Raw genomic sequence first — 25,606 nt, 5'->3', positions numbered from 1 at the left:
TTGCTTCGTGGTATAAATGTATCTGGTCACAGCATGATTAAAATGGAAGCACTAAAATCAGCTTTAGAAGCAATAGGTTTTCATAATGTACAAACATACATTCAATCTGGTAATGTTTTTGTAGATACTCATGAGGAGAGCGGTGCAGCTGTGGGATTCAAAATTAAGCAAGAAATTTTTAAAGTTTTTGGGCATGAAGTTCCCGTTGTAGTCATCACAGAAGATGATTTAAAAAACTGTTTTAAGAACAATCCATTTTTAAAAGAAAAACAAGTGGATACTAAGAAATTGTATGTCGCGTTTTTGTCGTCAACTTTACAAGGAAACAGTATGAATGATCTTAAAACCAGCCAGTTTAAACCTGACGAAGCTAGTATTGATGGAAATAAAATATTTATAAAATACGCAGTAGGAGCAGGGAAAACTAGGTTAGATCAAAAATACATAGAAAAGAAATTAAATGTTATTGCAACCATTAGAAATTGGAACACCGTAACGCAATTACTTCAAATTTTTGAGGATAGAAAGATTGTATAGATCAAAATGAGGTTGTTGGTATTAAAAATTTACTAATAAAAGAACCAACTCGTTATAAAATTACGTAAATTTATTAATACACATTAAAAAGAAACTCATGAAAAAAATCATAGCAATAGTTATTCTTAGTATTTCGTTGCATTCTTGTATAAAAGAACAAGAAGTAAATGGCTCCAAAGAGGATTTTAATGGGAAATGGACGTTAAGCCGCATGTCTAGTTCAAGACCTAATACTGAAACAACTGGCGAAGCAATGTTATGGCAAGAATCGTACACGTTTAACAAAGACAGTACTTTTACTAAAACTCGGGTTGAAAACGAAAAAAGCACAACAGTATCTGGGACTTTTTCTTTTAAAAAAGAAACTGATGGTGAATACTTAATTCTTACTCATGCAAAGAAAACGGAACTCATAGGTAGTTGCATGGGAAATTTACAAGAGATTTTGTATTTTTCTGACAAAAACACCCTTTCAAGTACTTGGAAAAATTGTGACGGACCAGGTTTAGAATATAACAAATAGTTTAATATCAGTATTCTCTTTTATTCTGTTCAAAATAGTATCATATTTCAAACATAATTTTGTTCATAAGTAGTAAATCTACAAGCTTTACTGATAAACACTCAAGCACAAACTATCAAATAAGTTTGGTGCAAATTCCTTTTATTGACTAAATTTTAAAACATTTTGGTTAACCCAAAAAATAATTAGATGATTAAGCCTGACATACATATACATGAAAAAGAACGCTTGCAAGCACTTGATTCGTATTCAATACTGGATACTTTACAAGAAGATGAATATGATAATTTGACGTTTTTAGCCTCTCAAATTTGTGAAACACCGGTTGCTATAATTGGTTTTGTTGATGAAAATAGACATTGGTTTAAATCAGCAATCGGGATTAATGATCGATTACAAAATCCAAGAGAATATTCTTTTTGTGCGCACGCAATTCAAGATTCTAAGGCTGTTTTTATAGTTCCAGATGCGCGTGAGGACATTCGTTTTCATGATAATCCATTGGTTACTGGTGAAATGAATGTTGTTTTTTATGCTGGAGTTTCATTAGTAAATGATAACGGTTTGCCTTTGGGTACAATTTGTGTTATCGATCATAAACCTAATTCTTTGTCGGCAAACCAAATTAAGTCTCTAGAGGCGTTGTCACAACAAACCATGAGATTATTAGAGCTTAGAGTTAATAAAATCAAGCTTGAGGATGCACTGCATAACTTAGAAAATAAGAATAAAGACTTAGAGGAATTTGCCTACACTGCAGCACATGATTTAAAATCTCCATTGGCTAATATATCGGGTCTTACAGATTTTTTAATCGAAAATTACAATAACAATATTGATGAAGAAGGTATTGAAATCATTCAATTGATTAAAAGTTCCTCTTTAAAATTAAGAGACATGATTGAAGGCTTGTTAGTGTATAGTAAATCAAACAAATTCTCCCACGAAAATTACACCAAAGTATCCATTTCTAAACTAGAAAAGGAACTTATTGATCTCTTTTCTTTTAATAAAAATTGTGATTTTGTATTACAATCTGAATTACAATTTATAGAAACTAATAAAACAGCATTAGAGCAAATTTTAATTAATTTAGTTTCTAATGCTATAAAATACAGTGACAAAGAACGAACCAAAATAGAGATACTCATTTCTGAAGATGTTGATTATTATAAAATTACCGTATCAGATAATGGTGCTGGTATTGAAAAAGAACATCAAAAAGTAATTTTTGAAATCTTTGAAGTAGCTATAGATAAAGATCGTTTTGGAGAAAAAGGTCACGGAATAGGATTGGCTACGGTTAAAAAAATAATCGATAATATGGGAGGGAGTATTATGGTTAATTCAATAATAGGATTTGGTTCTACCTTTGATTTTACTTTGGCGAAAGCCGAAAAAAAGTAATATTTTATGGCTACAGTTTTAAAGATTTACTGGAATTAAATCACAATACCAAAATCCAAATTCATACACACTTTCATCAGAAGTATCACAAGCCGTATTTGAAGATTCATTTGATGCGGGTTGTTCGTATTTTCTATAAACGATTTCTCCTTTTTCAAAGAGTATTGGTGTTGAGAATAGTGGTCCATCATACGTAAAAGTATGAAACTCTCCATTTTCCCCGCATACATCTACATCACTTGGCAAATCGTCTAAAAACTGTTGGTCAATAGTTCTTCCTACAAAACTTTGGTCTAAAAACCTTTCGTTTACACAAACAACAATGGTTTTAAAACCTAGTGCAAGAAATTCTTGAATTAAGTCATGAGTTGGTATTTTCCAGAGCGGGAAAACGCCGTTTAATTTCATTTCAGCCAGTTTGTCTTCGCGATATTTGCGTAAATCTTCTAGGAAAATATCGCCAAAAATAGAATGAGTGATGCCTTGTTCTATGCACTTTTGTAATGTGATTTTCATAGCTTCTTCATACGCTTCCATAGTGGGCATTTCAGGAATTTGCATGATTTCAAGAGGCAATCCTATACTTTTTGCCTGTTGTTCAAGTAATGTCACACGTATACCGTGCATAGATACGCGCTGGTATAACTGGTTTACACTTGTAAGTAGTGTTATGATTTCTAGAGTAGGGTCTTGTAGTGACTTGTATAATGCTATTGCAGAGTCTTTGCCGCTGCTCCAATTAAAAAGGGCTTTGTTTTTCATACGATTTAGTTATACAAAAGTTTTGACGAAATATAAACGAATTTCATACAGAAAACCTTTGTAACTTTGAATTTTAAAGGATTATTAAGCAATGAAAAAAGTTCTATTTTTATTATTTTCAACAGTTGTCATAGCACAGCAATCAAATCACGTTGATTTTATAACTGCTTTGGGCAAAGTTACAATAAATGATACTTCAAAAATTGTAGAGGGTACAGTAGAATTTGAATTTAAAGTGTTAAATTCAATTGACACCATAAAAATTGATGCTCAAAATATGGAGTTTTTTAATGTGAAACTAAATGATAAACCGGTTCCATTTATAAATTCTCGTAAAGAAATTCAAATTGTTTTTCCGTTTGTTAAAGGCAATAATAACTTGACTTTTGATTATCAGGTAAAACCCAAACAAGCCATGTATTTCCTGGGTTCAAAAGCTACAAATGATTTGCAGATATGGACTCAAGGACAAGGAAAGTATACTAGTAATTGGTTTCCAAGTTTTGATGATGTAAATGAAAAAGTAGTGTTTAATTTGGATATTATTTTTGATAAAAAGTATGAAGTTTTGTCGAATGGTGTATTAAAAAAAGAATTCAATCAAGGCGAAACCAAAAAATGGGAATATCGAATGGAAAAACCTATGAGTTCGTATTTGTTGATGTTAGCCATTGGGAAATTTAAAAAACAAACGCAGCGATCAAAATCAGGTGTTCCTCTAGAACTTTATCTAGAAGAAAAAGACAGTTCCTTGCATACAACAACCTACAAGCATACCCAAAAAATATTTGATTTTTTAGAAAAAGAAATAGGTTTTCCTTATCCGTGGCGTGTTTATAGACAAGCTCCTGTAAAAGATTTTCTTTATGCTGGAATGGAGAATACAAGTGCAACCTTATTCAATACGCGCTATGTTGTGGATGCTATAGGGTTTAAAGACCGCAGTTACTTGAACGTGAATGCGCATGAGTTAGCGCACCAATGGTTTGGCAACTTGATTACAGCAGAAACGGGTACACATCACTGGTTGCAAGAGGGATTTGCAACCTATTTTGCATTACTAGCGGAACGTAATATTTATGGAGATGATTATTTTTATCATGCCTTGTATGAAACAGCGCAGCAATTAAAATTTGCATCCAGAACAGATTCTATTCCGGTTTTAAATCCAAAGGCAAGTTCTCTCACTTTTTACCAAAAAGGAGCGTGGGCGCTTTTTGTAGTGCATGAAACTTTAGGAGACAAAAATTTCAAGAAAGTGATTAAAAACTATCTCCAAAAGAACGCATTTCAAAACGTAAATACACAAGATTTTTTTGATGAGATTACAAAGGTTTCAAAATTTAATACTGAAAAATTTAGTAAACTATGGCTAGAAACTACAGCTTTTAATACATTAGAAGCTAATGAATTATTGCTGAAAAATAAATCAATTCAGGAGCTTTTTGAAGTTAACAAACTAAAGAATACACCATTTCAAGAAAAGAGACAGTACTTAGAAAAAGTAATGCAATCGGATGTTTATTTTAAAGTCAAAGAAGCAGTTTTAAGTCAAATTCAAAAAGAAAGTTGGAGCGATAAAATTAAACTCTATGAATTGGCATTAAACTCTAATAATACATCTCTACGCCAATTGCTGGCCGTTACGGTCTCTAATATTCCAGAAAACTTTAGATTGCAGTATGAAACCTTGCTTTTAGACGCCTCTTATGAAACCCAAGAAATTGCATTGACCACTTTATGGAATAATTTCCCGAATCATCGAACACGCTATTTGGATGTATCCAAAAACTGGATTGGTTTTAAAGATTTAAACCTTCGAATTGTATGGCTTTCGCTTGCGCTGGCAACACCAAACTATGTTTCGGATCAAGATAATTTACAAAAGGAATTGATATCCTACACATCTCCAATTTACGAAGCAAGCTTGAGGCAAAATGCATTAGAACAGCTTTTATTCAATCAAATTTTGAGTGATGAAGTGTTACGAAGTCTTGTAAATGCGACCACACATCATGCTTGGCAGTTTTCTAAATTTGGTCGAGATACAATCCGAAAATTGATAAAAAATTCAGAAATAAGAATTGTTTTTCAAACCTTGCAACCTACGCTGCTGGAACAAGAAAGGTTACAATTGCAACGGTTATTAAATGAATAGTTTATGAAGTTAAAATTAGTTGGTTACCACAACTCACTTACTTCGTTTTTTAGGTAAGCCAGCGCAGCATTACTTGGAGATTGTTTGTCTAGTAAATCATTTAAGATTTTTTCTCGCATGGCGTCAGCATTTACAATATCTTCGGTTCTACTGACTTTGCGAATCATTTGAATCGTACTGTTCTTTGCAGTCAAAATAATAGTCCAAGAAGCATCTGATAAATACAACTGTTGTGTTAAATTATGTTCAAATTCTTGTTCAATTTGCGATATAATCAAGTTTTCATAATCACTTTTTTCTTGAGAAATAGGAGCAACTCTCAACAACATTTTAGTGGGATTGATACGCTCTAGAAATAACACCATGCGCTCGTATGCTTGAATTCTTTGCGGAAAAGCTAGTTTTTGATTTTCTTTTTGAATCAACCATCTTCGGGTATTTTGTTGATCTTTGAAGTAAGATATAAAAATAGAATAAGCAACACCTCCAGTAATCAATGAGGGTAATGTATAGGCCAGTATTTCAAGAATTTTTGTCATGTTTCTATTTTCTAATTTTTTGCAACAAAAATATACTTTTTTAATCATAAATCAACTCCTGTTTAAATGAATAACTGCAAATGGAATCTTATTTTTGCATACAATTCTTTAGAAAATAATAAGACAACTCAATGGATTCATATATTTTACCATTATTATGTTTAGCAGCATTTGCGGCCGGTTTTATTGATGCAGTAGTAGGAGGAGGTGGTCTTATTCAAACTCCTATGGGGCTTGTTTTATTACCAAGCTTGCCCGTTTCAACGGTTATTGGTACTCTAAAAGTTCCAGCTTTTAGCGGAACATCTTTTGCGGCTTATCAATATTTAAAAAAAGTAAAATTAAACTGGAAATTACTCGCTATAATGATGGTATTAGCGTTTCCCTCGGCATATTTAGGGTCTACCTTGCTCACGTATGTAAGCAATGATTTTATGAAACCAGTGCTTTTAGTTGTTTTGTCACTGTTAGTGGTGTATACTTTTGCAAAAAAGAACTTTGGGCAACACATAGAAAAAAATCAATCTACTAGAACCCAAATAGCGAATGCTGTGGGAATAAGTTTTGTGATAGGGATGTATGATGGTTTTATTGGGCCTGGAACGGGAAGTTTTTTGGTTGTAGCCTTTATTGTTATCATGGGTTTTGATTTTTTGCATGCTTCCGCCAATGCTAAAATGGTCAATTTAGCAACAAATTTTGGATCTATTTGTTTGTTTATTTCTAAAGGAAAAATTATTTGGTCTATAGCTTTGCCTATGGCTGCATGCAATGCTTTAGGAGGCTGGCTTGGTGCAAAAGTTGCTATAAACAAGGGGAATTCCTTTATTAGAATCTTCTTTTTGATTGTCGTAGTGGGTACATTAATCCGTTTTGCGTATGATGTTTTTTGGAAATGAAAAGCAAGTAATTCAAAGCATTTAGATTCAAATATACAAATGCAAATGTTGTCGTATTTACATCTAAAACTTCGTTCAAATTCGTTATTTTTGCTTTACAAAATATACAATTATCCATGCAGAATTATATAGATCAACTTAATGAAGCCCAACGTGAACCTGTTTTACAAAAAGATGGTCCCATGATCATTATTGCTGGTGCAGGCTCAGGAAAAACTAGGGTGTTGACCATAAGAATTGCTTACCTCATGCATCAAGGAATTGACGCATTTAGCATCCTTTCTCTAACATTTACCAATAAAGCAGCTCGTGAGATGAAAAAAAGAATCTCAGACATAGTAGGAGCTGGCGAGGCCAAAAACTTATGGATGGGTACTTTTCACTCGGTTTTTGCCCGTATTTTAAGGTCAGAGGCTGAGCATTTAGGATATCCATCTAACTTTACTATCTACGATTCGCAGGATTCTCTAAGAGCAATTTCGGGAATTATTAAAGAAATGCAGCTGGATAGAGATGTGTACAAACCCAAACAGGTTTTAGGTCGTATTTCTAATTTCAAAAATAGTTTAATAACGGTTAAAGCCTACTTTAACAATCCCGAATTACAGGAAGCCGATGCTATGTCTAAAAAACCTAGAATGGGCGAAATTTATCAAAATTATGTAGACCGCTGCTTTAAAGCTGGTGCTATGGATTTTGATGATTTGTTATTAAAAACGAACGAGTTGCTTACACGTTTCCCAGAAATTTTAGCCAAGTACCAAAACCGTTTTAGATACATACTTGTTGATGAGTACCAAGATACCAATCACTCTCAATATTTAATAGTAAGAGCCTTATCAGATAAATTTCAAAATATTTGCGTTGTGGGAGATGATGCTCAAAGTATTTATGCTTTTCGAGGTGCAAACATCAATAACATTCTTAATTTCCAAAAAGATTATGAAGGTGTAAAAACCTTTAGATTAGAGCAAAATTACCGTTCCACAAAAAATATTGTTGAAGCTGCAAATACCATAATCGATAAAAATAAGGTTAAGCTAGATAAGATAGTTTGGACCGCAAATGATTTTGGTCCCAAAATTAAAGTTCATAGAAGCTTAACAGATAATGAAGAAGGGCGCTTTGTGGCAAGTACTATTTGGGAACAAAAAATGCAGCAACAATTACCAAACGGTGCTTTTGCCATTTTATACAGAACCAATGCGCAATCCCGTGCTATGGAAGATGCTTTAAGAAAAAGAGACATCCCTTATCGTATTTATGGAGGCTTATCTTTTTACCAAAGGAAAGAGGTAAAAGATGTTTTATGCTATCTTAGACTAGTTATTAATCCAAAGGATGAAGAGGCCTTGATGCGTGTGATTAATTATCCTGCAAGAGGAATAGGAAATACAACTATTGAAAAGCTTACCATTGCGGCAAATCATTATAAGCGTTCTATTTTTGAAGTAATGCAGAATATTGAGCGAATTGATTTAAAATTAAACTCGGGAACCAAACAAAAACTATTGGATTTTGTAACCATGGTTCAGAGTTTTCAGGCCATTAATGAAAATCAGGATGCCTTTTATCTTGCCGAACATGTAGCCAAGAAAACAGGATTAATTCAAGAACTTAAGAAAGATGCTACTCCTGAGGGAATGGCTAAGATTCAAAATATTGAAGAATTGTTAAACGGTATCAAGGACTTTACCGAAGGTCAAGTTGAGGTTGATGGCGCCAGAGGATCTCTAGCGGAGTTTATGGAAGATGTAGCCTTGGCAACAGATTTAGACAAAGATACTAGTGACGAAGACCGTGTCGCGCTTATGACAATTCACTTGGCAAAAGGATTGGAATTTCCTCATGTTTTTGTGGTAGGAATGGAAGAAGATTTGTTTCCAAGTGCCATGAGTATGAGTACCCGAAGCGAACTTGAGGAAGAACGTCGCTTGTTTTATGTAGCTCTTACTAGGGCTGAGCATCAAGCGTATTTAACTTATTCTCAATCTAGATACCGCTGGGGTAAATTAACAGATAGTGAACCGTCTCGATTTATTGAAGAAATTGACAGTCAATATCTGGAATACATGACACTTCCAGAGAATAATTATAGATACAAACCCATGATTGATAGTGATATCTTTGGGGATATTGATAAATCTAAATTACGTCTTGCAAAACCCTCAAATGGAGTTCCACCCGTTAAAAATAACACTGAACCAGAACGTAATAATGAAATTACAATTCGAAAATTAAAACCTTTAAATAGTAATGCGCCCTCAACTAATACAGGAATGCTAGATTCTGGTCTCATGGCTGGTAAAATTGTCATGCATGAACGTTTTGGCAAAGGCGAAGTTTTAAATTTAGAAGGAGTAGGAGCTGATAAAAAAGCCGAAATCAAATTTGAAGTTGGAGGTATAAAAAAATTACTATTACGCTTTGCCAAACTTAATATTATCGAATAAGATTTAAAATTAAACATGCAAAGGGTATTAGAAAGTCTAAATTAAAGCAACTTAACATATAAAAAATGGCTCAATTTATTAAAATTTACGAAAATAATCCCAACGAAGCTGCAATAGCAAAAGTGGTAAAAACACTTCGTGATGGAGGGCTAGTTATTTATCCTACAGATACAGTGTATGGTTTGGGTTGTGATATTACTAACACCAAGGCTCTTGAACGTATTGCAAAAATCAAAGGAATCAAGCTTGATAAAGCAAACTTCTCTTTTATTTGTCATGATTTAAGTAACCTATCAGATTATGTAAAGCAGATAGATACACCCACATTCAAGATTTTAAAGAGAGCACTTCCTGGACCGTATACTTTTATTTTGCCCGGTAATAATAATTTACCAAAAGAGTTTAAAAAGAAAACTACAGTAGGGATCAGGGTTCCAAACAACAGTATAGTTCTTGAAATAGTAAAACAACTAGGGAATCCTATTGTCTCTACCTCAATAAGAGATGAAGATGATGTAATTGAATATACAACTGATCCTGAATTGATATTTGAGAAATGGCAAAACCTTGTAGACCTTGTTATTGATGGGGGGTACGGAGATAATGTAGGATCTAGTATAATAGATTTGTCTGGAGATGAACCAGTTGTGATTAGAGAAGGGAAAGGGGATTTAAATATTTTATAAAGAGTTTATGATGACATTTTTAAGGGTAATTTTAGTTTTGTTTTTAGTGCAAAATACTGTTGCACAATCTATTTCTGGTAAAGTTGTAGATGAAAAATCAAAGCCTATTGAGGCTGTAAATGTCTATTTTGATGGAACAACAATAGGTACTCTTACAGATAAAAACGGAAATTTCACCCTTAATTTTGGTGCTAAATTAAATAGCATTTTAGTTATAAGCTGTTTAGGATATAATTCAGAGTATATCACTAATTTTAAACCAAATGAATTCTTAAACATAAAACTTAATATGTCTGTTAATGTACTCCGTGAAGTGGTAGTACAGCGTGATGGTTTTCCAAGAGAACAAAAGATGGAGGTTTTTAAAAAGCAATTTTTAGGAACTACAAAACATGGAAAAAGTACCGTTATTGAAAACGAAGAAGATATTTATTTTGCATATGATGCCAACACAAAAGTTCTAGAAGCTTTTGCCGATAATCCTTTGCGAATTATTAATAATTCTCTAGGATATAAGATCAACTACCAACTTGTCAAATTTGATTGCAAATTATATCCATGGACAACTAAGCCTAAAGCGGTCAGAAATTGTTACTATGCCGGTCTTACTCGATTTGAAAGTATATCCAATCTTGCTAAAATTAAGAAAAAAAGAAATGCTGTTTACGATGGTTCTCGTTTGCATTTTTTTAGAAGTGTAGCAGCTAATAACTGGAAAAATGATGGTTTTAGATTGTTTATAAAGAGTTGGGAAGTAAATCCCGCGGCTTTTTTTGCTGTTAAAGATACTCTTGATTTTAAGAAGATTACGGTTACTACCAATAAATATCAACCTGCTATTGTGAAAATTTTAGCTGAATTTGATTTATTTCGAAAAGGGGATCAATCTAAAATAATTTTTGAAACGGATACTTTTTTTGTAGACAAACTAGGAAACAATTCCCACTCAGACAAAATTTATTTTTCTGGTTCTATGAGTGAACAAAAAGTAGGAGATATGCTTCCTATGGATTATGGAATTAATTGAATCTAAATAAAATAGTTTCAATCAAAAGGGAATTGTAAGACTAAGTTTTAGAGCTTTTTTTTCTATAAAATGCATAGTGGTCTTGAACTATTACATATTTCCTAATAGATATAAATCGAATAGGTTATATCAAAACAAAAGTGAAAAATGGTTTTCTTTTTTTTAAATTAGATTAGTTCAGCTTAATATTGAATCTATTTAGTATTACGCTTCCACAGTTTAACCAACTCATACCATAATACAGAAACTGCACCAACTCCAGTGGCTATCAATACTTGATTCAGAGTGAGATGTTCAAATTGAAAAAAATTGGTGAGTGGTTTTAGATAAAGCAACAATCCCGTAATAGCTATGGTAATTCCTGTAATTATGAAAACCAAATTGTTTTTATATTTTAAAGTAGTCAAAATAGAATAGTAAAAAGAACGGTTTATTAGAGTTAAAAATACATTTGAAGTCACTAATACCACGAAAACCATTGTTCGTGTGATGTTTTCATTAAACCCATTGTATACTGAAAATTGATAAACAGATAAAGTTCCAATAGTAATAATCAAACCCTGAAGTATACTTGTAGAAAGTTCTTTCCAGCTAAAAAAAGTATTGGTAAATGGTCTTGGTTTTTGTGTCATTGTATTCTTTTCCATAGGCTCATTTTCATATACTATGGAGCAAGTTGGTCCCATAACTAATTCTAAAAATATAATGTGAATGGGTGAAAAAATATTGGGATAAATCCATCCTAATGCCAAAGGGATAAATACGGTAAGTATAATGGGAATATGTATGGATATGATAAATTGTATTGCTTTTTTTAAATTTGAAAAGATTTTTCTACCCATTGCAATAGCATCTACCATTTTTGATAAATCATCATTGATTAAAATAAGTGATGCGGCTTGTTTAGCAATTTCGGTGCCTTTTTTTCCCATTGCAATACCTATATGAGCAGCTTTTAGTGCAGGACCATCGTTGACACCATCTCCAGTCATGGCCACAATTTCTGAATTCGATTTTAATGCATTTATGATTTTTAATTTTGCCTCCGGAAACATTCTGGTAAATAAATTGATTTCTGAAACTTGTTTTTTGAATTCTTTATCGGATAATTGCATTAATTCGTCACCAGAAATACTTTTCTCATAGCCTATAAATCCTATTTGTTTGGCTATTGATGAAGTGGTTTCGGCATTGTCTCCAGTTATGATTTTTACTTTAATTCCTGCTTTATAAAAATGTTGCAACACTAGATGAATATTTTTCTTTGGCGGGTCATAAAAAGCTACAAGTCCAAAGAATTCAAATTGAAATTCTTGTTGGGTTTTTGGATAATTTTTACCTTCAAAAATAGCTTTTCCAACTCCTAAAATTCGATATCCTTCAGCTGATAATTCCTTTATTGCGTCTAAGATTGAAGCTTTTTCTTCATTCGAAAGTTTTGAAATGGCCATTATAGCTTCTGAAGCACCTTTGGCAGCAATGATCATTTCTCCGGTTTTATTTTCAAAAATATGGGTCATCATAGGAGGTTTTCCAGATAATGGATATTCATGAATCATTTTAAAATCGGGCCTTTGGTCATTTTCAATAACTTTAGAATAGATTTCGTGCAATGCTACTTCCATGGGATCAAAAGGAACGGGTTCACTTGCCCACATGGAGGTCGTAATTAATTCTTTTTCTTCATTGGATAATTCATTTTCTATAGCTGTAATTTTTTGAGATTTGAGTGTAAATATTTTAGCGAGACTCATTTTATTTTCGGTAATCGTTCCTGTTTTGTCAATGCAAATTACAGTAGCGCTTCCTAGTGTTTCTACGGTCTTCATTTGTTTAACGATAATTCCATTTTCCATCATTCGCCAAGCACCAAGAGCCATAAATGTGGTAAATGCAATAGGAATTTCTTCGGGTAAAACACTCATAGCAAGTGTTAATGCTTTGAGCAAGCTGTCTAATATATTACGAGAATTTAAAAAGTTTATTATCCAAACAATCACAAAAATTACGGCTCCTGCAATAGCCATTTTTTTTACAAAATTACCAATCTGAATTTCTAAGGGTGTTTTCTCTTCTTGAATATCTTCTAGGCTTTTACCTATTTTACCTAATTTAGTTTCGCCGCCAATAGCAGTAATGGTTGCAATGGCAAGTCCGCTTGCTACGGTTGTCCCGTGATAAACATTGTTATCCTTGGTCGATTTGTCTTTGGTAACCGACATAGATTCTCCTGTGAGGATAGATTCATTTACAGAAAAATCATTAGAGGATTCAATAATTCCATCAGCTGCAATTGCATTTCCTTCTTCAATTAATAAACTGTCACCTATTACTAATTCTTCGGTCTTTATTTCGATTACTTCACTATTTCTAATGACTTTACATTTGGGTTTTGTAAAATCTTTTAATTTTTCTAAAGCGTTATGACTTCTTGCTTTTTGATAAGATGAAATTATAGCTATCATAATAATTGCTGACGCTAAAAAAATACCATCTGAAGTTTTTCCGCTAATGAAATAAATGGTTGATGCTACCAACAATAAAATGGTCATAGGATCTTTAACAATCTGAATTAAGCCATTTAAAAACATATTGGTTTTTTTATAGACCGTTTTATTCTGACCGTATTTTTCTCTTGCTTCAATTACTTGCGCATCTGATAAGCCATTAATATTAAACGTATTAGAATTCATAAAAAATTATGTTAATATTGGGGTTGTTAGTTTAAAAAATAGATTGATTTACAACAATAAATACTCCTTTTTCTAGATTGCATGAGTTTCCATTTTGCGATATGTTTTTACAGTCCAATATTTAATTTAATTCTTGTAGTGAATAATAATCTTTTTCTAAAATTATTATTTTTTTTTAATCTTTAGTAGTTATTCTTGATTTTTAACGTTGAGCATAAAGTTGTCAGTTTCTGTTGTTGTATCAAACCCATCAACCAAAGTCCCTTTCTCACCATTATTGCATTCAATAATGTAAATGATGGAAGTGTACTCAGGATTTGATGCACCTTCAAAACGATAGTAATGAACTATTCTAACTTCATTACTGTGGAATCGAATATCCTTTTTTAATGAAATCATATTTTTTCCATTTACTTTAAATTGGGAATGAAATCAGAGTTTTTCAGCAGCATTGATTACCATAACCAGACTATCCTTTTTTACTTTGTCCATTTTTTGATACTATTTACTTTATATGTTTTACGACTCTGTCAATCAATGTGTCAATTTCATAAAACTTTGCTTCAAAAAATTTTTGCTTGGCATTTAAATCAAGTTCTTCCGTAAACCTGCGTACCGTTTTAGTTTTGATATCTATAACAGGATGATCCACTAAGATTTTTGACAATTTATAAGTTATTCTTGCAAGATTTAATTCAATAATTCCAATAGTTGTTTGCATTTTTACAGATTTATGAGAAGGGATTTTTAGTCGTCAAATTCAATATATAAATCATTTTGTACCTGCGTAACACCTGGAGCATTCCACGCAATTCTGCTAGCCTCATTTTTTTGATAGCAAGAATCTACGTGTCCTATTAAAGTGACCACATTATCAACTACATAAACACGGATATCTTTGTTTTTTATTGCGCAGTTGCGGTCAATGGCAATTTCAATATCTTTTTTTTTAATGGTGTCTTTTGATGATGAAATTATCTTGATGTTATTTGTAATTCCTGTAATTCCGATGAGGTTATTAAGTGCATTTTTAGTTGCTTCTTTTTGATAATTCCATTCCAGTTGGCCACTTAAAAATACCCATCCATTTTCAACAAGGACTTTAATTTTTTCGGTTGGAATATCCCAATGCCACATAAAAATATTCTCAATTACATTCTTAATTTCAGTATCGGGTCTACTTTCATCGGTACCGCAAACAACTTTGATATCTTCGAGGACCGTTGCTACTCCAGCTACGTTTTTAGCAGCTTGTTCGGCTTCGTTTTTTTTTGCATAAGTATTTACTGATCCGGTTAGAGTAACCACGCCTCTATTAGTCATAACCCCAATTTCTGCGGCTTGCAATAGGGGTTCCCAATTGATTGCATCCACAACATTTTTTTGCAGTTCTTCGTTGCTTTTCATTTTGAAATTATTTAGTTTATAATGTATGTAAAGCTGTAGTTTTCATATAGATCTTAAAATGACCCAGAGCATCAAAAAAAATGATTTTTGTTACTTTAATTGGAGTTGGTCAGTAGTTATGGAATGGCGAAAACTACTTCATTTTCTGTATTTACTTTATCTTCAAATGAATTAAAATTACTGATTGTTACCCTAGCAATTTCGTCTAAAGCTTCCTTGGTAAAGAAAGCTTGGTGTGGTGTAATCAAAACATTATTGAAAGAGATCAATCTTTCGATTTGGTCGTCTTTTATGATTTTATCTGATAAGTCTTTAAAAAATAGGTTTTCTTCGCCTTCATACACATCGATTCCCAAATATCCAATTTGAGCTTTTTTAAGCGCTTTGATTGCATCCTTGGTATTGATAATGGCTCCTCGACTTGTATTAATGATCATAGTTCCTTTTTTTATTTTTGAAAAAGTCACATTATTAAAAAGATGTCTAGTTTTTGGAGTTAAGGGACAATGAATTGAGATAATATCAGATTGTTCTAATAATTTTTCAAAAGAAACATATTTGACTCCTTTTTCAATCAGTGATTTAGATGGTAAAATATCATTTGCGATAACTTTGCAACCAAATCCAAGCATTATTTGACAAAAAGCAGTTCCAATTTTTCCAGTTCCAACAACACCAACCGTTTTTTCAAACAGATTAAAACCCATCAAATTTTGAAGCGAAAAATTATTTTCCCTAACCCTATTGTAAGCTTTATGTGTTTTTCTGTCGAGTGTTAAGATTAATGCGGTTGCGTGTTCTGCAATGGCTTGAGGCGAATAAGCGGGTACGCGCATCACTTTTATGTTATGCTTTGCAGCAGCCTCTAAATCAACATTATCATATCCAGCACTGCGCAAGTCAATCAGTTTTATGTTTGCTTTTGCAAGTTGGTCAATTACATTAGCATCTAGTTTATCCGTTAATTGAATACATACAGCATTAAAATCTTTTACAACTGAAACTGTTTCGGCATTTAGCGGAGTTTCAAAATAGGTGAGTTGGTGTTTACCATCAACATTAAATTTATCAAGATATTCACGTTCGTAATATTTTGTACTGAAGATGGCTATTTTCATTTTTTGGGGACTATTTTTAATTTTATTTAATTGATTATTTGTTGTTTATAATTCAATTTTTAATTTACAAGCTGTAAGTTTCTATTGTCAGTAAAAACTGTTTTAGTCTTATTGTATTCTATTTCTGCTCTGCATTTTTGTATTGTTAGTCTTGCCATTAGATAACTCACCGTAGATTCTGCTCCTTGATTGAGGTTGATGTAGTCTTCTTCTAAACCATCATAACAACCACCTGTGCACGGATTGTAAATTATTTTTTGGAGATGATTGTTACCCAGAAACCAACTAAAAGCTGTTTCCATTTTTTGTAGATAGGCAGTATTTTTAAAAGTATCGTAAAATTTAGCTAGAGCCAAGATGGTATAGGCAACATCAATAGGTTGTTCTCCGCCAATTACTTCTTTTGTAACGGCTTTATTATAGTGTAACCATCCTTTATTCGAAATGACTTTGATAGAATTTTCAGTTATTGTTTTTGATAATAAAAAATCAAAGGAAGTCTTGGCTATTTCTTTGTAAATCATGTCGCCGGTAGCAAGGTAAGCACAAAGTATGGCTTCGGGAAGAATGCTGTTTCCATAGGTCATATAGCTCTCAAACCAATGCCAATTTGCTTTAGATTCGTGTCTGTACATTTGAACTAATCGGTTTGCTAATAGTTTTATGAGCGCCTTATTTTCAAAATTCATTTCTTTTTTATTACTGTAATAAATCCCTTTTATAGTAAAAGCCATCGCCCTTGTTGAATGCATGCTTGTAGCTGATAACAAGGCAGCTTGCATTGTTTTTTTGGCTTGGGTGATTAATGATTCTGGTAATAAATCATGCATAGCAACTAGAAATCCTAATGCCCAAATTGCTCTTCCGTTAGAGTCTTCTAGATTTTCACTATTTTGATCTGTAAACTTTTTATTTTCGTTTACATAATTCAAAAAGGAGCCGTCTTTTTGTTGACAAAACTGGATAAACTGATAATACTGATTGATATAGGCTATATCTTCATCATCATTTGTCAATTCAAAATGCTGACACATGGCTACCAATGCTCTTGCATTATCATCCAAGGTATAACCACTTTTTATGTCAGGCTTATTGATAATGGAGAACTGTATCATTGCAAAAGGTGTAGTCAAACTTTTAAAGTGTTCTAAATTGATTGCTGGGGTTTTGTACTTTAATTTAGATTTTCGATCCATTACACTATTTAACAACAAGGCATGAGAAATTGCAGCGTTTTCCCAAGCTGTTGGTGCCATTTTATGAATACCTTTATTGGAGATTTCTTTACATAACTGTGGATTGTTTAATAAATTTAAAACTTGTTTTTGCAATTGCTCTGAATTTTCGAAGTCAATAATTATTCCGCCTCCATTTTTTAATAATTCAGAAGCATGGGGAATAGGGGTAGAAATTACGGGACAACCACAACTTATAGCATAAGAAAATGTTCCGCTCACCGCTTGATTTGGATCTTTTGAGGTAAAAAGATAAATATCCGTAAGTTGCAAATAATCCAGTAATTGCTCAAGTGGTAAGTAAGCATTGATAAATTTTACATGTTCTTTTAGTCCTAATATTTCAATTTTTTGCTCTAAACTATCGCGGTATATTTCACCTTCTTCCTTAACCACCGAAGGATGTGTTTTTCCAATTATAAGAAAAAGAATATCTGGATTTTCAACAACAATTAAGGGCATAGCATCTAAAGTAGTTTCTATTGATTTTCCAGAACTCAATAATCCAAAAGTTGAAATCACTCTTCTTTTTGATAAGTTGTATTTTTCTTTTAAAGCTTCCTTATCCGTATGTTTTACTAAATGAGTTCCGTGTGGAATAACGGTAATTTTATTTTTTAAAATGCCGTAATCGTTTTCTAACAATTTTGCCGAAGCATTTGTCATTACTATAAATGAATCTACAAGCGCATTCATTTCGGCTATGTTTTCTTTTAGTTTTGCACTTGGATTGGGTAGTACGGTATGAAAAACAATAATTATGGGTTTATTTATCGCTTTTAAGCAAAGGATAAAATCAGCTTCATTCGTTTTGAATAAACCAAACTCATGTTGGATTAATACAAGAGCTATATCCTTATTACTATTGATATTTTGCGCAAGAGCATCATAAGAATATCTATTGTCTGTTTCCAAAACATAAGTTACCTCATCGTTATAAGCATACTTATTATTTTGCAATTCCAAGGCTGCAATTTTAATGTTGAAGGTATTTTGGAATTTGTTGTTTAATGCTAAAATTAAATCCTGCGAATACGTAGCTATTCCACATTCACGGGGTGGATAAGTGGTAATGAATAAGATTTCTGGCAGGCTTTCTTTTTCTTGAATTTGAGTTTTATTCAAACGATACGATTTACTATTCTGAGCTGGATACGTATTGTTGCGATTTAATCTTAATTTATTTATCATCTTGTTTGTTATAAAGTAATAATTCTTTGATCAATCCTGATAGCGAAACAGAAGCAGTTGCAATTCTCTCGTCTGCAGCTCCATAATAAATGTATAAAGTGTCTTCAAATACTACTGCTCCTGATGGGAAACACACATTATTTACTTCGCCCTTTAATTCCCAACCTAATTCGGGTTTGAATAGGGGATACGGTAAGCGAGCAATTTCTTCTTTTGGATTTTCTAAATCCAGCAAAGCAGCACAAGCCGAATAAACATATCCGTTGAGTCCATCTTTAACACCGTGGTAAATTAAGAGCCAGCCATGATCTGTTTCTATAGGAGGACAGCCTCCACCTACATAACTAATTTCATGGTCATATTTTGAGGTAAGCACTACATAATCATTAAAATGGCTGAAATAATCCTGATAGAATGCTTCAGTTAAATTTTCTAAATCTTCAACCCCTACAACTATTTGAATTTCAGGTTTTATGCGGTGCATGAAATAGAATTTTCCGTTTATTTTTCTTGGAAAAAAAATAACATTTTTGTCCCAAACGAGTGATTTTTCCTTGTCAGATTCTAAAGCACCAATGTGTTCATTGTAACGAAAATATTTTTGATTTATAGGACTACTTTCCTCTGCCAGTTGATCAAATGCAGCATAGCTAATTTGCGGTACAATAATTCCTTTTTTTTCAAAATGGATTAAATCTTTAGAAATAGCAAGACATCCTAATGCGTTTATACCATCATAGGCAGTATAAGTTAAATAGTATGTGTCTTCTATTTTTACAATCCTAGGATCTTCCATGCCTTGACATTCATATTCAAATTCAGGTGCTAGCAATGATTTCTTGTGTCTATCAACTACTGATAATGGCCCGTCAAGTTTACAATACCCAATGCTAGAATGATTGCCTTGGCTCACGGCACGATAAAAAAGATGTACAAATTGGCTCTCTTTTATAGCAGCGGGATTTAGTACACCTTCATCTTCAAATGGGAATAACGTTTTGGTTAACAGTACCCCTTCTTTTTTAACTTGTATCATTGTTTATAAAATTAAAGTGAAGATTGACAAGAGCCAATCTTCACTAAATTAATTTAATAGTTTGTTTTCAATTCTACTCTACGGTTTTTAGCTCGACCTAGTGCAGTTGCATTTGTTGCTACAGGATTGCTTTCGCCTTTTCCTATCCCAGTTATTCTGGTTGCTTCAATGCCTTTCCCGATCAAATAATTTCGTACCGACTCGGTTCGCTTTTGTGATAGTTCAATATTAAATTGATCAGAACCGTTACTATCAGTATATCCTTCAATAACTAAACTTGCCGCAGCATATTTGTATAATATTTTTGTGAGTTCATCCAGTTGGGATAATGAGGCAACTTTTAATTTATCGCTATTGTTCTCAAAGAATATTTTGCTTCCTAAATAAGTTATACGCACTGCGTCTTGTTTTGTAATTTCGGGACAACCTTTGTTAGCCATTGTTCCTTTTATTTCGGGACATCTGTCATCTAAATTAGCGACTCCGTCTCCATCGCTATCAGGACATCCTTTTAAAGCTAACAGACCTGCAACATCAGGGCAACGATCTACATCATCCATGACACCATCTTTATCGCTATCCATGATACAACCTACTAAATCTACTTTGCTTCCTGCTTTGGTATTAGGGCATTTATCATCTAAATCGGCCACGCCATCGTTATCACTATCTGGGCAGCCTTTTAATGCTTTGGAGCCAGCTAGTTCTGGACATCTATCCTCTGAATCAGTAACACCATCGTTGTCTTTATCTGGACAACCATTCAATGAAGCAGTGCCTGAAACGTCGGGACAATTGTCCAAGTAATCGGCTACACCATCCATATCACGATCTAACGGGCAACCCTTTTTATCTACAGTAATTCCTGTTGGAGTATCAGGACAGTTATCATTTTTGTCTGAAACTCCATCCTGATCGGCATCTTTCACACTTCCAAGATTAAAGGTTAGCCCAATCATGTGAGAGAGGTAGCTGTCTTTTTCGCCTGCTGTTACTCCATCTCTTCGATCTTTATTGGAGAAAGAAAAAGTTTCTTGAAGATTCAGCATAATTTCTGGGGATAATCTAAAATTGATACCTGCTCCAGCAGTTGGCAAAACATAATCAATTCGATCTTGATCAAAATTAACCTGATTGTCAAAAAGAATAAAACCAGCTCCGGCCATTACATAAGGTCTGATGACATATTCTGGAGCCGTCAAGTTAAAACGCAAGTTAAATGAAGCCGCATTAAAATCACTTTTAAAGCTTCCGGTATCTCCATTGTACCCAATAGTACCTTTGGTTAATAATAAATTTGCGTCAAAAAGTTTACCTAAATAGCGGGAAACCGACAGACCTCCAAAGCCATAAAAAGCTTTATCAGTCTTGTAAAAACTACGCCCGAGATCTCCATGATATTGAGTTACACCTCCATGAATACCTATGTTCCATTTTTTTTCGGCTGTTTGTGCATTGGCTGTCAATGTACATGCGATGCTTATAGCGAGTAGTACTAATTTTTTCATTTTTGTTTTGTTTTAAAGTTTAATTTTGTTTTTCGCTTTCAAGCGTTTCTAGAAGTAATTTTGCCACTGCTACTGATGAGGCTGCGTTTTGTCCGGTAACCAGTAAACCATCTTGCTTTACATAGGATTCTGAATCTTTTCCCTTACTATAGAGTGCACCTATTTTTGTAAGTTCATCTTCCAGTAAAAAAGGCACTATTTTGTTTAGCTTGACTGCTTCTTCTTCGGTATTAGAAAAGCCTGTTAGTTGTTTTCCTTTTACTAAATAATCACCATTTTGAATTTTCACATGTACTAAAGCAGCAGGTGCGTGACATACAAAGGCAATTGGTTTTTTATTAGTGTAAAAGTCTGCGATGAGTTTTATAGAATCTGTATCATTTGCCAAATCCCATAATGGCCCGTGACCACCAGGATAAAATACAGCATCGAAATCCGCTGGGTCTATTTCGCTTAATTTTATAGAATGCGCTACTAGGTCAATAGCAGTATTGTCTTTGTAGAATCTTTGAGTATATTGGGTTTGTGCCTCTTCATCCTCACTTTTGGGATCAACAGGTGGCTGACCACCCTTTGGAGAAGCAATTGTGATTATAGCTCCTGCATCTTTAAAAATAAAATATGGAGCTGCGAATTCCGCTATCCAAAATCCCGTTTTTAGGCCACTGCTTCCTAAAGTATCATGTGATGTAAGTACAATAAGTATTTTCATGTTGCTATTATTTGTTTAAAACATTATTCTTTTTCTAATCTACTTGTGGTTATGTATTTACAGTATATTACTCGTATTATATTTCGAGAAACTTTTAAAATAATTATGAGTTCAAAGTTGAGTCTATTTGGTTGAAGTAGAAATGACCATACGCACACCAAAAAGTGATGCCAAACACTTTTGAACTTTAGTTTTGAAAAGAAAACAGGATTTTTTTAAAGTTTGATTTTCGTTTTTAAAATATTTTATACCAATTAAATTTGATGAGGTTTATTTTTTTTGTTGATCTTAAATGATTTAATCTAATCATATTCAATGAGTAATTCATTTTCAACACTAACAACACCTCTTGTTTTCCAAGCGATATATCCTGCAATTTCTTTTTGATACCATGATTCCACAGTACCTTTTAAAATTATCCTTGAATTTGATACCTCGATTTCAATATCTTTTGAATCTAGTGCAAGATGGTTTTCAAGTGCATGCCTAAGAGTCTTTTTGTCTATTTTAGTGTCTACTTTAGACTTTATATTAATTTTATTACTAACTCCTTTTACCCCAATTAGACTTGTAATAGCTTCTTTAGCAGCTTCTTTTTGATAGTTCCATTCTAATTCTCCGGATAGTGTTACCCATCCATCTATTACATTAACTTTAATGGTATCATTTAGGGTATTCCAGTTCCATCTGAAAATATTGAGAATTTCGTTTGTTATTGCAATATCATTTTTCTGTTCCCAGCTATTTATTGATACATCAATTTTATTGATTACTGATTGTACGCCTGATATTGTACTTGATAATCTTTCGGCTAGTGTCTTCTTTTTAAAGGTATCTACACGACCTTTCAGAGTAATTATTCCATTATTTGAAATGACTGTTATATTGCAATCAATACTAAAAAATTCCTGTTTTAATACCTGAATTACATGTTGCCGTAAAATATCATCTGTTATCATTTTTCGTTTTTTATATCAATTCCAAAGTGTTTTAAAGTACTTTACAAAGTTGGTTTATACAGTTGTGTATTAAAATGAGCATAGTCTGAGTTATATGTGATTTACATCACTTAATATTCTACTAAGGTTAAAAAAGAGTAAATTTCAAAAGATATAGATAAAATAATATAAGGAGATAACTACTCAGGTAGACTTATCTTTACATAAGTCAATACACTTTGACAAAATATGTTATGGAAAAATCTGCTTTACTAGATGCCCTTGTGCATAACGCTATTGACGGAATCGTAACAATTGATGAATTAGGCATTGTAGAAAGTATAAATCCATCAGCTTGTAAATTATTTGCTTATTCAGAACAAGAGGTTTTAGGAAAAAATATATCAATGCTCATGCCTTTTGGCAATAAAGAAGCTCACGATTCCTATTTAAAAGACTATAAAATGTCTGGTCAATCCCATATAATTGGAATTGGAAGAGAACTAATAGGTAAAACTAAAAAGGGAAATCAATTTTCATTTAAAATTGGCGTAAGTGAAGTAAATTATGCAGGAAGAAAAATTTATGCCGGATTTATTCATGACTTAACTCAACAAAAAAAAGATGAAGAACGCCTAAAAAATTATGCTTCCCATCTAGAAGAACTTGTAGAAGAGCGCACAAAAACCTTAAACGATACGATTAAAGCTCTTGAAAAAGCAAAAGAAAAGGTGAGTGCTACTTTAGAAAAGGAGAAGATTATTAGTAAATTAAAAAACCGTTTTTTATCAATGGCTTCGCATGAGTTTCGTACTCCCTTAAGCACAGCACATTTATCAGCTTCTCTTATCGAAAAATATGCTGAACCGTTAGATAATGCTAATATCATCAAACATGCTAATAAAATAATTAATGCTGTTACAAATTTGACCACCATACTAAATGACTTTTTATACATAGAACAACTAGAAGTAGGTAAAGTTTATGCAAAACCAACATGTTTTGATCTAGTACAATTAGCAGAAGAGATTACTGAGGAAATGCAATTACTAGCAAAAGACAACCAGCAAATACAGTATTCTCATTATGGATTTCAGAAAGCTATAAACTTAGATCAAAATCTAATTAAAAATAGCATTATCAATCTAATTACAAATGCTATAAAATATTCAGATGACGGTTGCAGTATAAAATTTACCACAGAAATAAATGATACACATTGTATCATTTGCGTGAAAGATGAAGGAATAGGAATTCCTGATGAAGATCAATTGCATTTATTTGAACCTTTTTTCAGAGCACATAATACTGGTAATATTCCAGGTACTGGACTTGGTTTAAATATCGTGGCACGATATATTGCCTTAATGAAGGGCACTGTTTCGTGTGTAAGTACAATACACGAAGGGACTTTATTTACACTAACATTTTCAACAATATGAGCAAGATATTAATAATTGAAGACAATAATGAAATAAGGGAAAATATCGTTGAAATCCTAGAATTGGCAGACTATGAAGTCATTGTTGCTAAAAATGGAAAGGAAGGGGTTGATATGGCAACAATGTATTTACCAGACGTAATTCTGTGCGATATTATGATGCCTGAACTGGACGGTTATGGGGTATTGTATCTCCTTAATAAAAATACCGAAACTACTACGATTCCTTTTATTTTTATTACTTCAAAATCAGAAAGACTTGATTTGCGTAAGGGAATGGAAATGGGAGCCGATGATTATCTTACAAAGCCATTTGGTAGATTAGAACTTTTGAATGCAATTGAAAGTAGATTAAAGAAGAAAGAATGTCAACATCATTTTTACAGTAAATCTCTAGAGAGTTTGGATAAGATAGTCTCAAAAAATAATGGATTAAACGAGTTAAAAAAAATCATAGCCGAACGAAAAACTAGATTGTTCAAAAAGAATCAAGTCATACACTATGAAGGTGACAATGCTACTGGTATTTACCTTGTAATTTCAGGTAAAATTAAGACAATTAAAATGACCGAAGATGGTCATGAACTGATGACAGGAATATACCAAAAAGAAGATTTTTTAGGAATCAATATCATTCTTTCCAGCAAACCCTTCGATGATACAGCAACTGCCATGGAAGATAGTTATTTATGCTTTTTTCCTAAAATTCAATTTGATCAAATGTTACAGCAATATCCTGATGTAGCAGGAAAATTTATTGAAATCCTTTCCAGTGAAATTAGGAACAAAGACGCATACTTATTGCAACTTGCTTATCAATCAGTTAGAAAACGACTTGCTGAGGCAATTTTGAGATTGTTTAAAAATGAAACTAGTATTAGAATTAGTAGGGATGAACTTGCCGCATTAACTGGAACCGCCTCAGAAACCGTAAGTCGTACATTGACAGAATTCAAAAATGAAGGTCTGATTGAAAAAAAAGGAAGTATATTAACAATCCTTAATTTTGATAAAATTAGTAAGATGAGGAATTAGTTTCTTATTAAAAGATGTAGCTTTTACTTATTAAATTGAAATTTATATTTGTTTATTTTCAAGATTCAAAAGAAGAGGTTTGAAGTCCATTGAAAGAAATAGGTTAGGGGTAACATGATTTCTGCAAAAACTATTGTACTTCCCTTAAACTCGATTATTGTAAAAATAATTTTTAGGGGTTGGAATAACTTTTTTGCGTACATAATCAAACCATTCTACTTCTTTAGTAACTTCTGCACAGCATTCGTTTTTTGAGTTAAAAAAACAGCTTTTAATTTTGATTTTATCACCAATATAATAA

Annotated in this window: 22 protein-coding genes; 10 read left to right on the top strand and 12 right to left on the bottom strand. The window is 32.6% G+C overall.

The window, feature by feature from the left end:
- The 3 genes from FPG59_RS04305 to FPG59_RS04295 form a co-directional block, all read left to right on the top strand.
- The coding region (locus tag FPG59_RS04305) for a DUF1697 domain-containing protein (protein WP_086453388.1) at window positions 1–537 on the top strand (537 nt) is incomplete at its 5' end.
- Between the two features lie 97 nt (window positions 538–634).
- Window positions 635–1,060 carry a DUF5004 domain-containing protein gene (locus FPG59_RS04300; RefSeq protein WP_086453387.1) on the top strand — a complete coding sequence of 142 codons (426 nt, stop codon included), beginning with the start codon at window positions 635–637 and terminating at the stop codon, window positions 1,058–1,060.
- A 189-nt stretch (window positions 1,061–1,249) separates the two neighbouring features.
- Complete coding sequence (locus FPG59_RS04295) at window positions 1,250–2,467, top strand: ATP-binding protein (protein ID WP_086453386.1); 1,218 nt, start codon at window positions 1,250–1,252, stop codon at window positions 2,465–2,467.
- Window positions 2,468–2,485: 18 nt separating this feature from the next.
- Here FPG59_RS04295 and FPG59_RS04290 read toward each other — a convergent pair whose 3' ends face one another.
- Complete coding sequence (locus FPG59_RS04290) at window positions 2,486–3,229, bottom strand: ATP-binding protein (RefSeq protein WP_086453385.1); 744 nt, start codon at window positions 3,227–3,229, stop codon at window positions 2,486–2,488.
- Window positions 3,230–3,320: 91 nt separating this feature from the next.
- On the opposite strand from FPG59_RS04290, the gene FPG59_RS04285 reads away from it, so the two are divergent.
- Window positions 3,321–5,387 carry a M1 family metallopeptidase gene (locus tag FPG59_RS04285; protein ID WP_086453384.1) on the top strand — a complete coding sequence of 689 codons (2,067 nt, stop codon included), beginning with the start codon at window positions 3,321–3,323 and terminating at the stop codon, window positions 5,385–5,387.
- 23 nt (window positions 5,388–5,410) lie between these two features.
- Here FPG59_RS04285 and FPG59_RS04280 read toward each other — a convergent pair whose 3' ends face one another.
- A complete protein-coding gene (locus FPG59_RS04280; RefSeq protein ID WP_176330691.1) occupies window positions 5,411–5,926 on the bottom strand; it encodes a hypothetical protein in 516 nt (171 codons plus the stop codon).
- Window positions 5,927–6,057: 131 nt separating this feature from the next.
- Between FPG59_RS04280 and FPG59_RS04275 the strand changes: the two genes are divergently transcribed.
- The 4 genes from FPG59_RS04275 (at window position 6,058) to FPG59_RS04260 (ending at window position 10,991) form a co-directional block, all read left to right on the top strand.
- Window positions 6,058–6,825: a TSUP family transporter gene (locus tag FPG59_RS04275; protein ID WP_086453382.1), complete on the top strand. Its 768-nt coding sequence runs from the start codon at window positions 6,058–6,060 to the stop codon at window positions 6,823–6,825.
- 116 nt (window positions 6,826–6,941) lie between these two features.
- Window positions 6,942–9,278, top strand: a complete 2,337-nt coding sequence (locus FPG59_RS04270; protein ID WP_086453381.1) for an ATP-dependent helicase — start codon at window positions 6,942–6,944, stop codon at window positions 9,276–9,278.
- Between the two features lie 65 nt (window positions 9,279–9,343).
- On the top strand, window positions 9,344–9,964 hold the full coding sequence (locus FPG59_RS04265; RefSeq protein ID WP_086453380.1) for an L-threonylcarbamoyladenylate synthase: 621 nt from the start codon (window positions 9,344–9,346) through the stop codon (window positions 9,962–9,964).
- A 7-nt stretch (window positions 9,965–9,971) separates the two neighbouring features.
- Window positions 9,972–10,991 carry a carboxypeptidase-like regulatory domain-containing protein gene (locus FPG59_RS04260; protein WP_086453379.1) on the top strand — a complete coding sequence of 340 codons (1,020 nt, stop codon included), beginning with the start codon at window positions 9,972–9,974 and terminating at the stop codon, window positions 10,989–10,991.
- 194 nt (window positions 10,992–11,185) lie between these two features.
- Here the strand turns inward: FPG59_RS04260 and FPG59_RS04255 are convergent, their stop codons facing one another.
- The 10 genes from FPG59_RS04255 to FPG59_RS04210 form a co-directional block, all read right to left on the bottom strand.
- On the bottom strand, window positions 11,186–13,684 hold the full coding sequence (locus FPG59_RS04255) for a cation-translocating P-type ATPase (RefSeq protein ID WP_086453378.1): 2,499 nt from the start codon (window positions 13,682–13,684) through the stop codon (window positions 11,186–11,188).
- Window positions 13,685–13,873: 189 nt separating this feature from the next.
- Window positions 13,874–14,083, bottom strand: coding sequence for a hypothetical protein (locus FPG59_RS04250; RefSeq protein WP_086453377.1), 210 nt, complete (start codon window positions 14,081–14,083; stop codon window positions 13,874–13,876).
- A gap of 106 nt (window positions 14,084–14,189) precedes the next feature.
- Window positions 14,190–14,405, bottom strand: a complete 216-nt coding sequence (locus tag FPG59_RS04245) for a hypothetical protein (RefSeq protein ID WP_086453376.1) — start codon at window positions 14,403–14,405, stop codon at window positions 14,190–14,192.
- 26 nt (window positions 14,406–14,431) lie between these two features.
- The gene (locus FPG59_RS04240; protein WP_086453375.1) at window positions 14,432–15,091 is read right to left on the bottom strand and encodes a BON domain-containing protein; all 660 of its coding nucleotides are present in this window, start codon (window positions 15,089–15,091) and stop codon (window positions 14,432–14,434) included.
- A gap of 116 nt (window positions 15,092–15,207) precedes the next feature.
- Window positions 15,208–16,209, bottom strand: a complete 1,002-nt coding sequence (locus FPG59_RS04235) for a 2-hydroxyacid dehydrogenase (protein ID WP_086453374.1) — start codon at window positions 16,207–16,209, stop codon at window positions 15,208–15,210.
- Between the two features lie 59 nt (window positions 16,210–16,268).
- On the bottom strand, window positions 16,269–18,635 hold the full coding sequence (locus tag FPG59_RS04230) for a glycosyltransferase (protein ID WP_086453373.1): 2,367 nt from the start codon (window positions 18,633–18,635) through the stop codon (window positions 16,269–16,271).
- A complete protein-coding gene (locus FPG59_RS04225) occupies window positions 18,625–19,671 on the bottom strand; it encodes a pesticidal protein Cry7Aa (protein ID WP_086453372.1) in 1,047 nt (348 codons plus the stop codon). Before FPG59_RS04225 ends, FPG59_RS04230 begins: the two co-directional genes overlap by 11 nt.
- A 53-nt stretch (window positions 19,672–19,724) precedes the next feature.
- Window positions 19,725–21,179, bottom strand: a complete 1,455-nt coding sequence (locus FPG59_RS04220; protein WP_086453371.1) for an OmpA family protein — start codon at window positions 21,177–21,179, stop codon at window positions 19,725–19,727.
- Between the two features lie 19 nt (window positions 21,180–21,198).
- Window positions 21,199–21,891, bottom strand: coding sequence for a type 1 glutamine amidotransferase domain-containing protein (locus tag FPG59_RS04215; protein WP_086453370.1), 693 nt, complete (start codon window positions 21,889–21,891; stop codon window positions 21,199–21,201).
- 302 nt (window positions 21,892–22,193) lie between these two features.
- Window positions 22,194–22,850: a BON domain-containing protein gene (locus FPG59_RS04210; RefSeq protein WP_086453369.1), complete on the bottom strand. Its 657-nt coding sequence runs from the start codon at window positions 22,848–22,850 to the stop codon at window positions 22,194–22,196.
- A gap of 233 nt (window positions 22,851–23,083) precedes the next feature.
- Here FPG59_RS04210 and FPG59_RS04205 point away from each other — a divergent pair, with 233 nt between their 5' ends.
- Both FPG59_RS04205 and FPG59_RS04200 read left to right on the top strand, forming a co-directional pair.
- A complete protein-coding gene (locus FPG59_RS04205; protein ID WP_086453368.1) occupies window positions 23,084–24,271 on the top strand; it encodes a PAS domain-containing sensor histidine kinase in 1,188 nt (395 codons plus the stop codon).
- Window positions 24,268–25,305, top strand: coding sequence for a response regulator (locus FPG59_RS04200; RefSeq protein ID WP_086453367.1), 1,038 nt, complete (start codon window positions 24,268–24,270; stop codon window positions 25,303–25,305). The genes FPG59_RS04205 and FPG59_RS04200 overlap by 4 nt, the downstream gene beginning before the upstream one ends.
- Window positions 25,306–25,606 lie beyond the last annotated feature (301 nt).

The organism is Flavobacterium sp. FPG59 (genome assembly GCF_002150205.1).
Classification (GTDB): Bacteria; Bacteroidota; Bacteroidia; order Flavobacteriales; family Flavobacteriaceae; genus Flavobacterium.
This window is presented reverse-complemented; position numbering and strand designations above follow the sequence as displayed.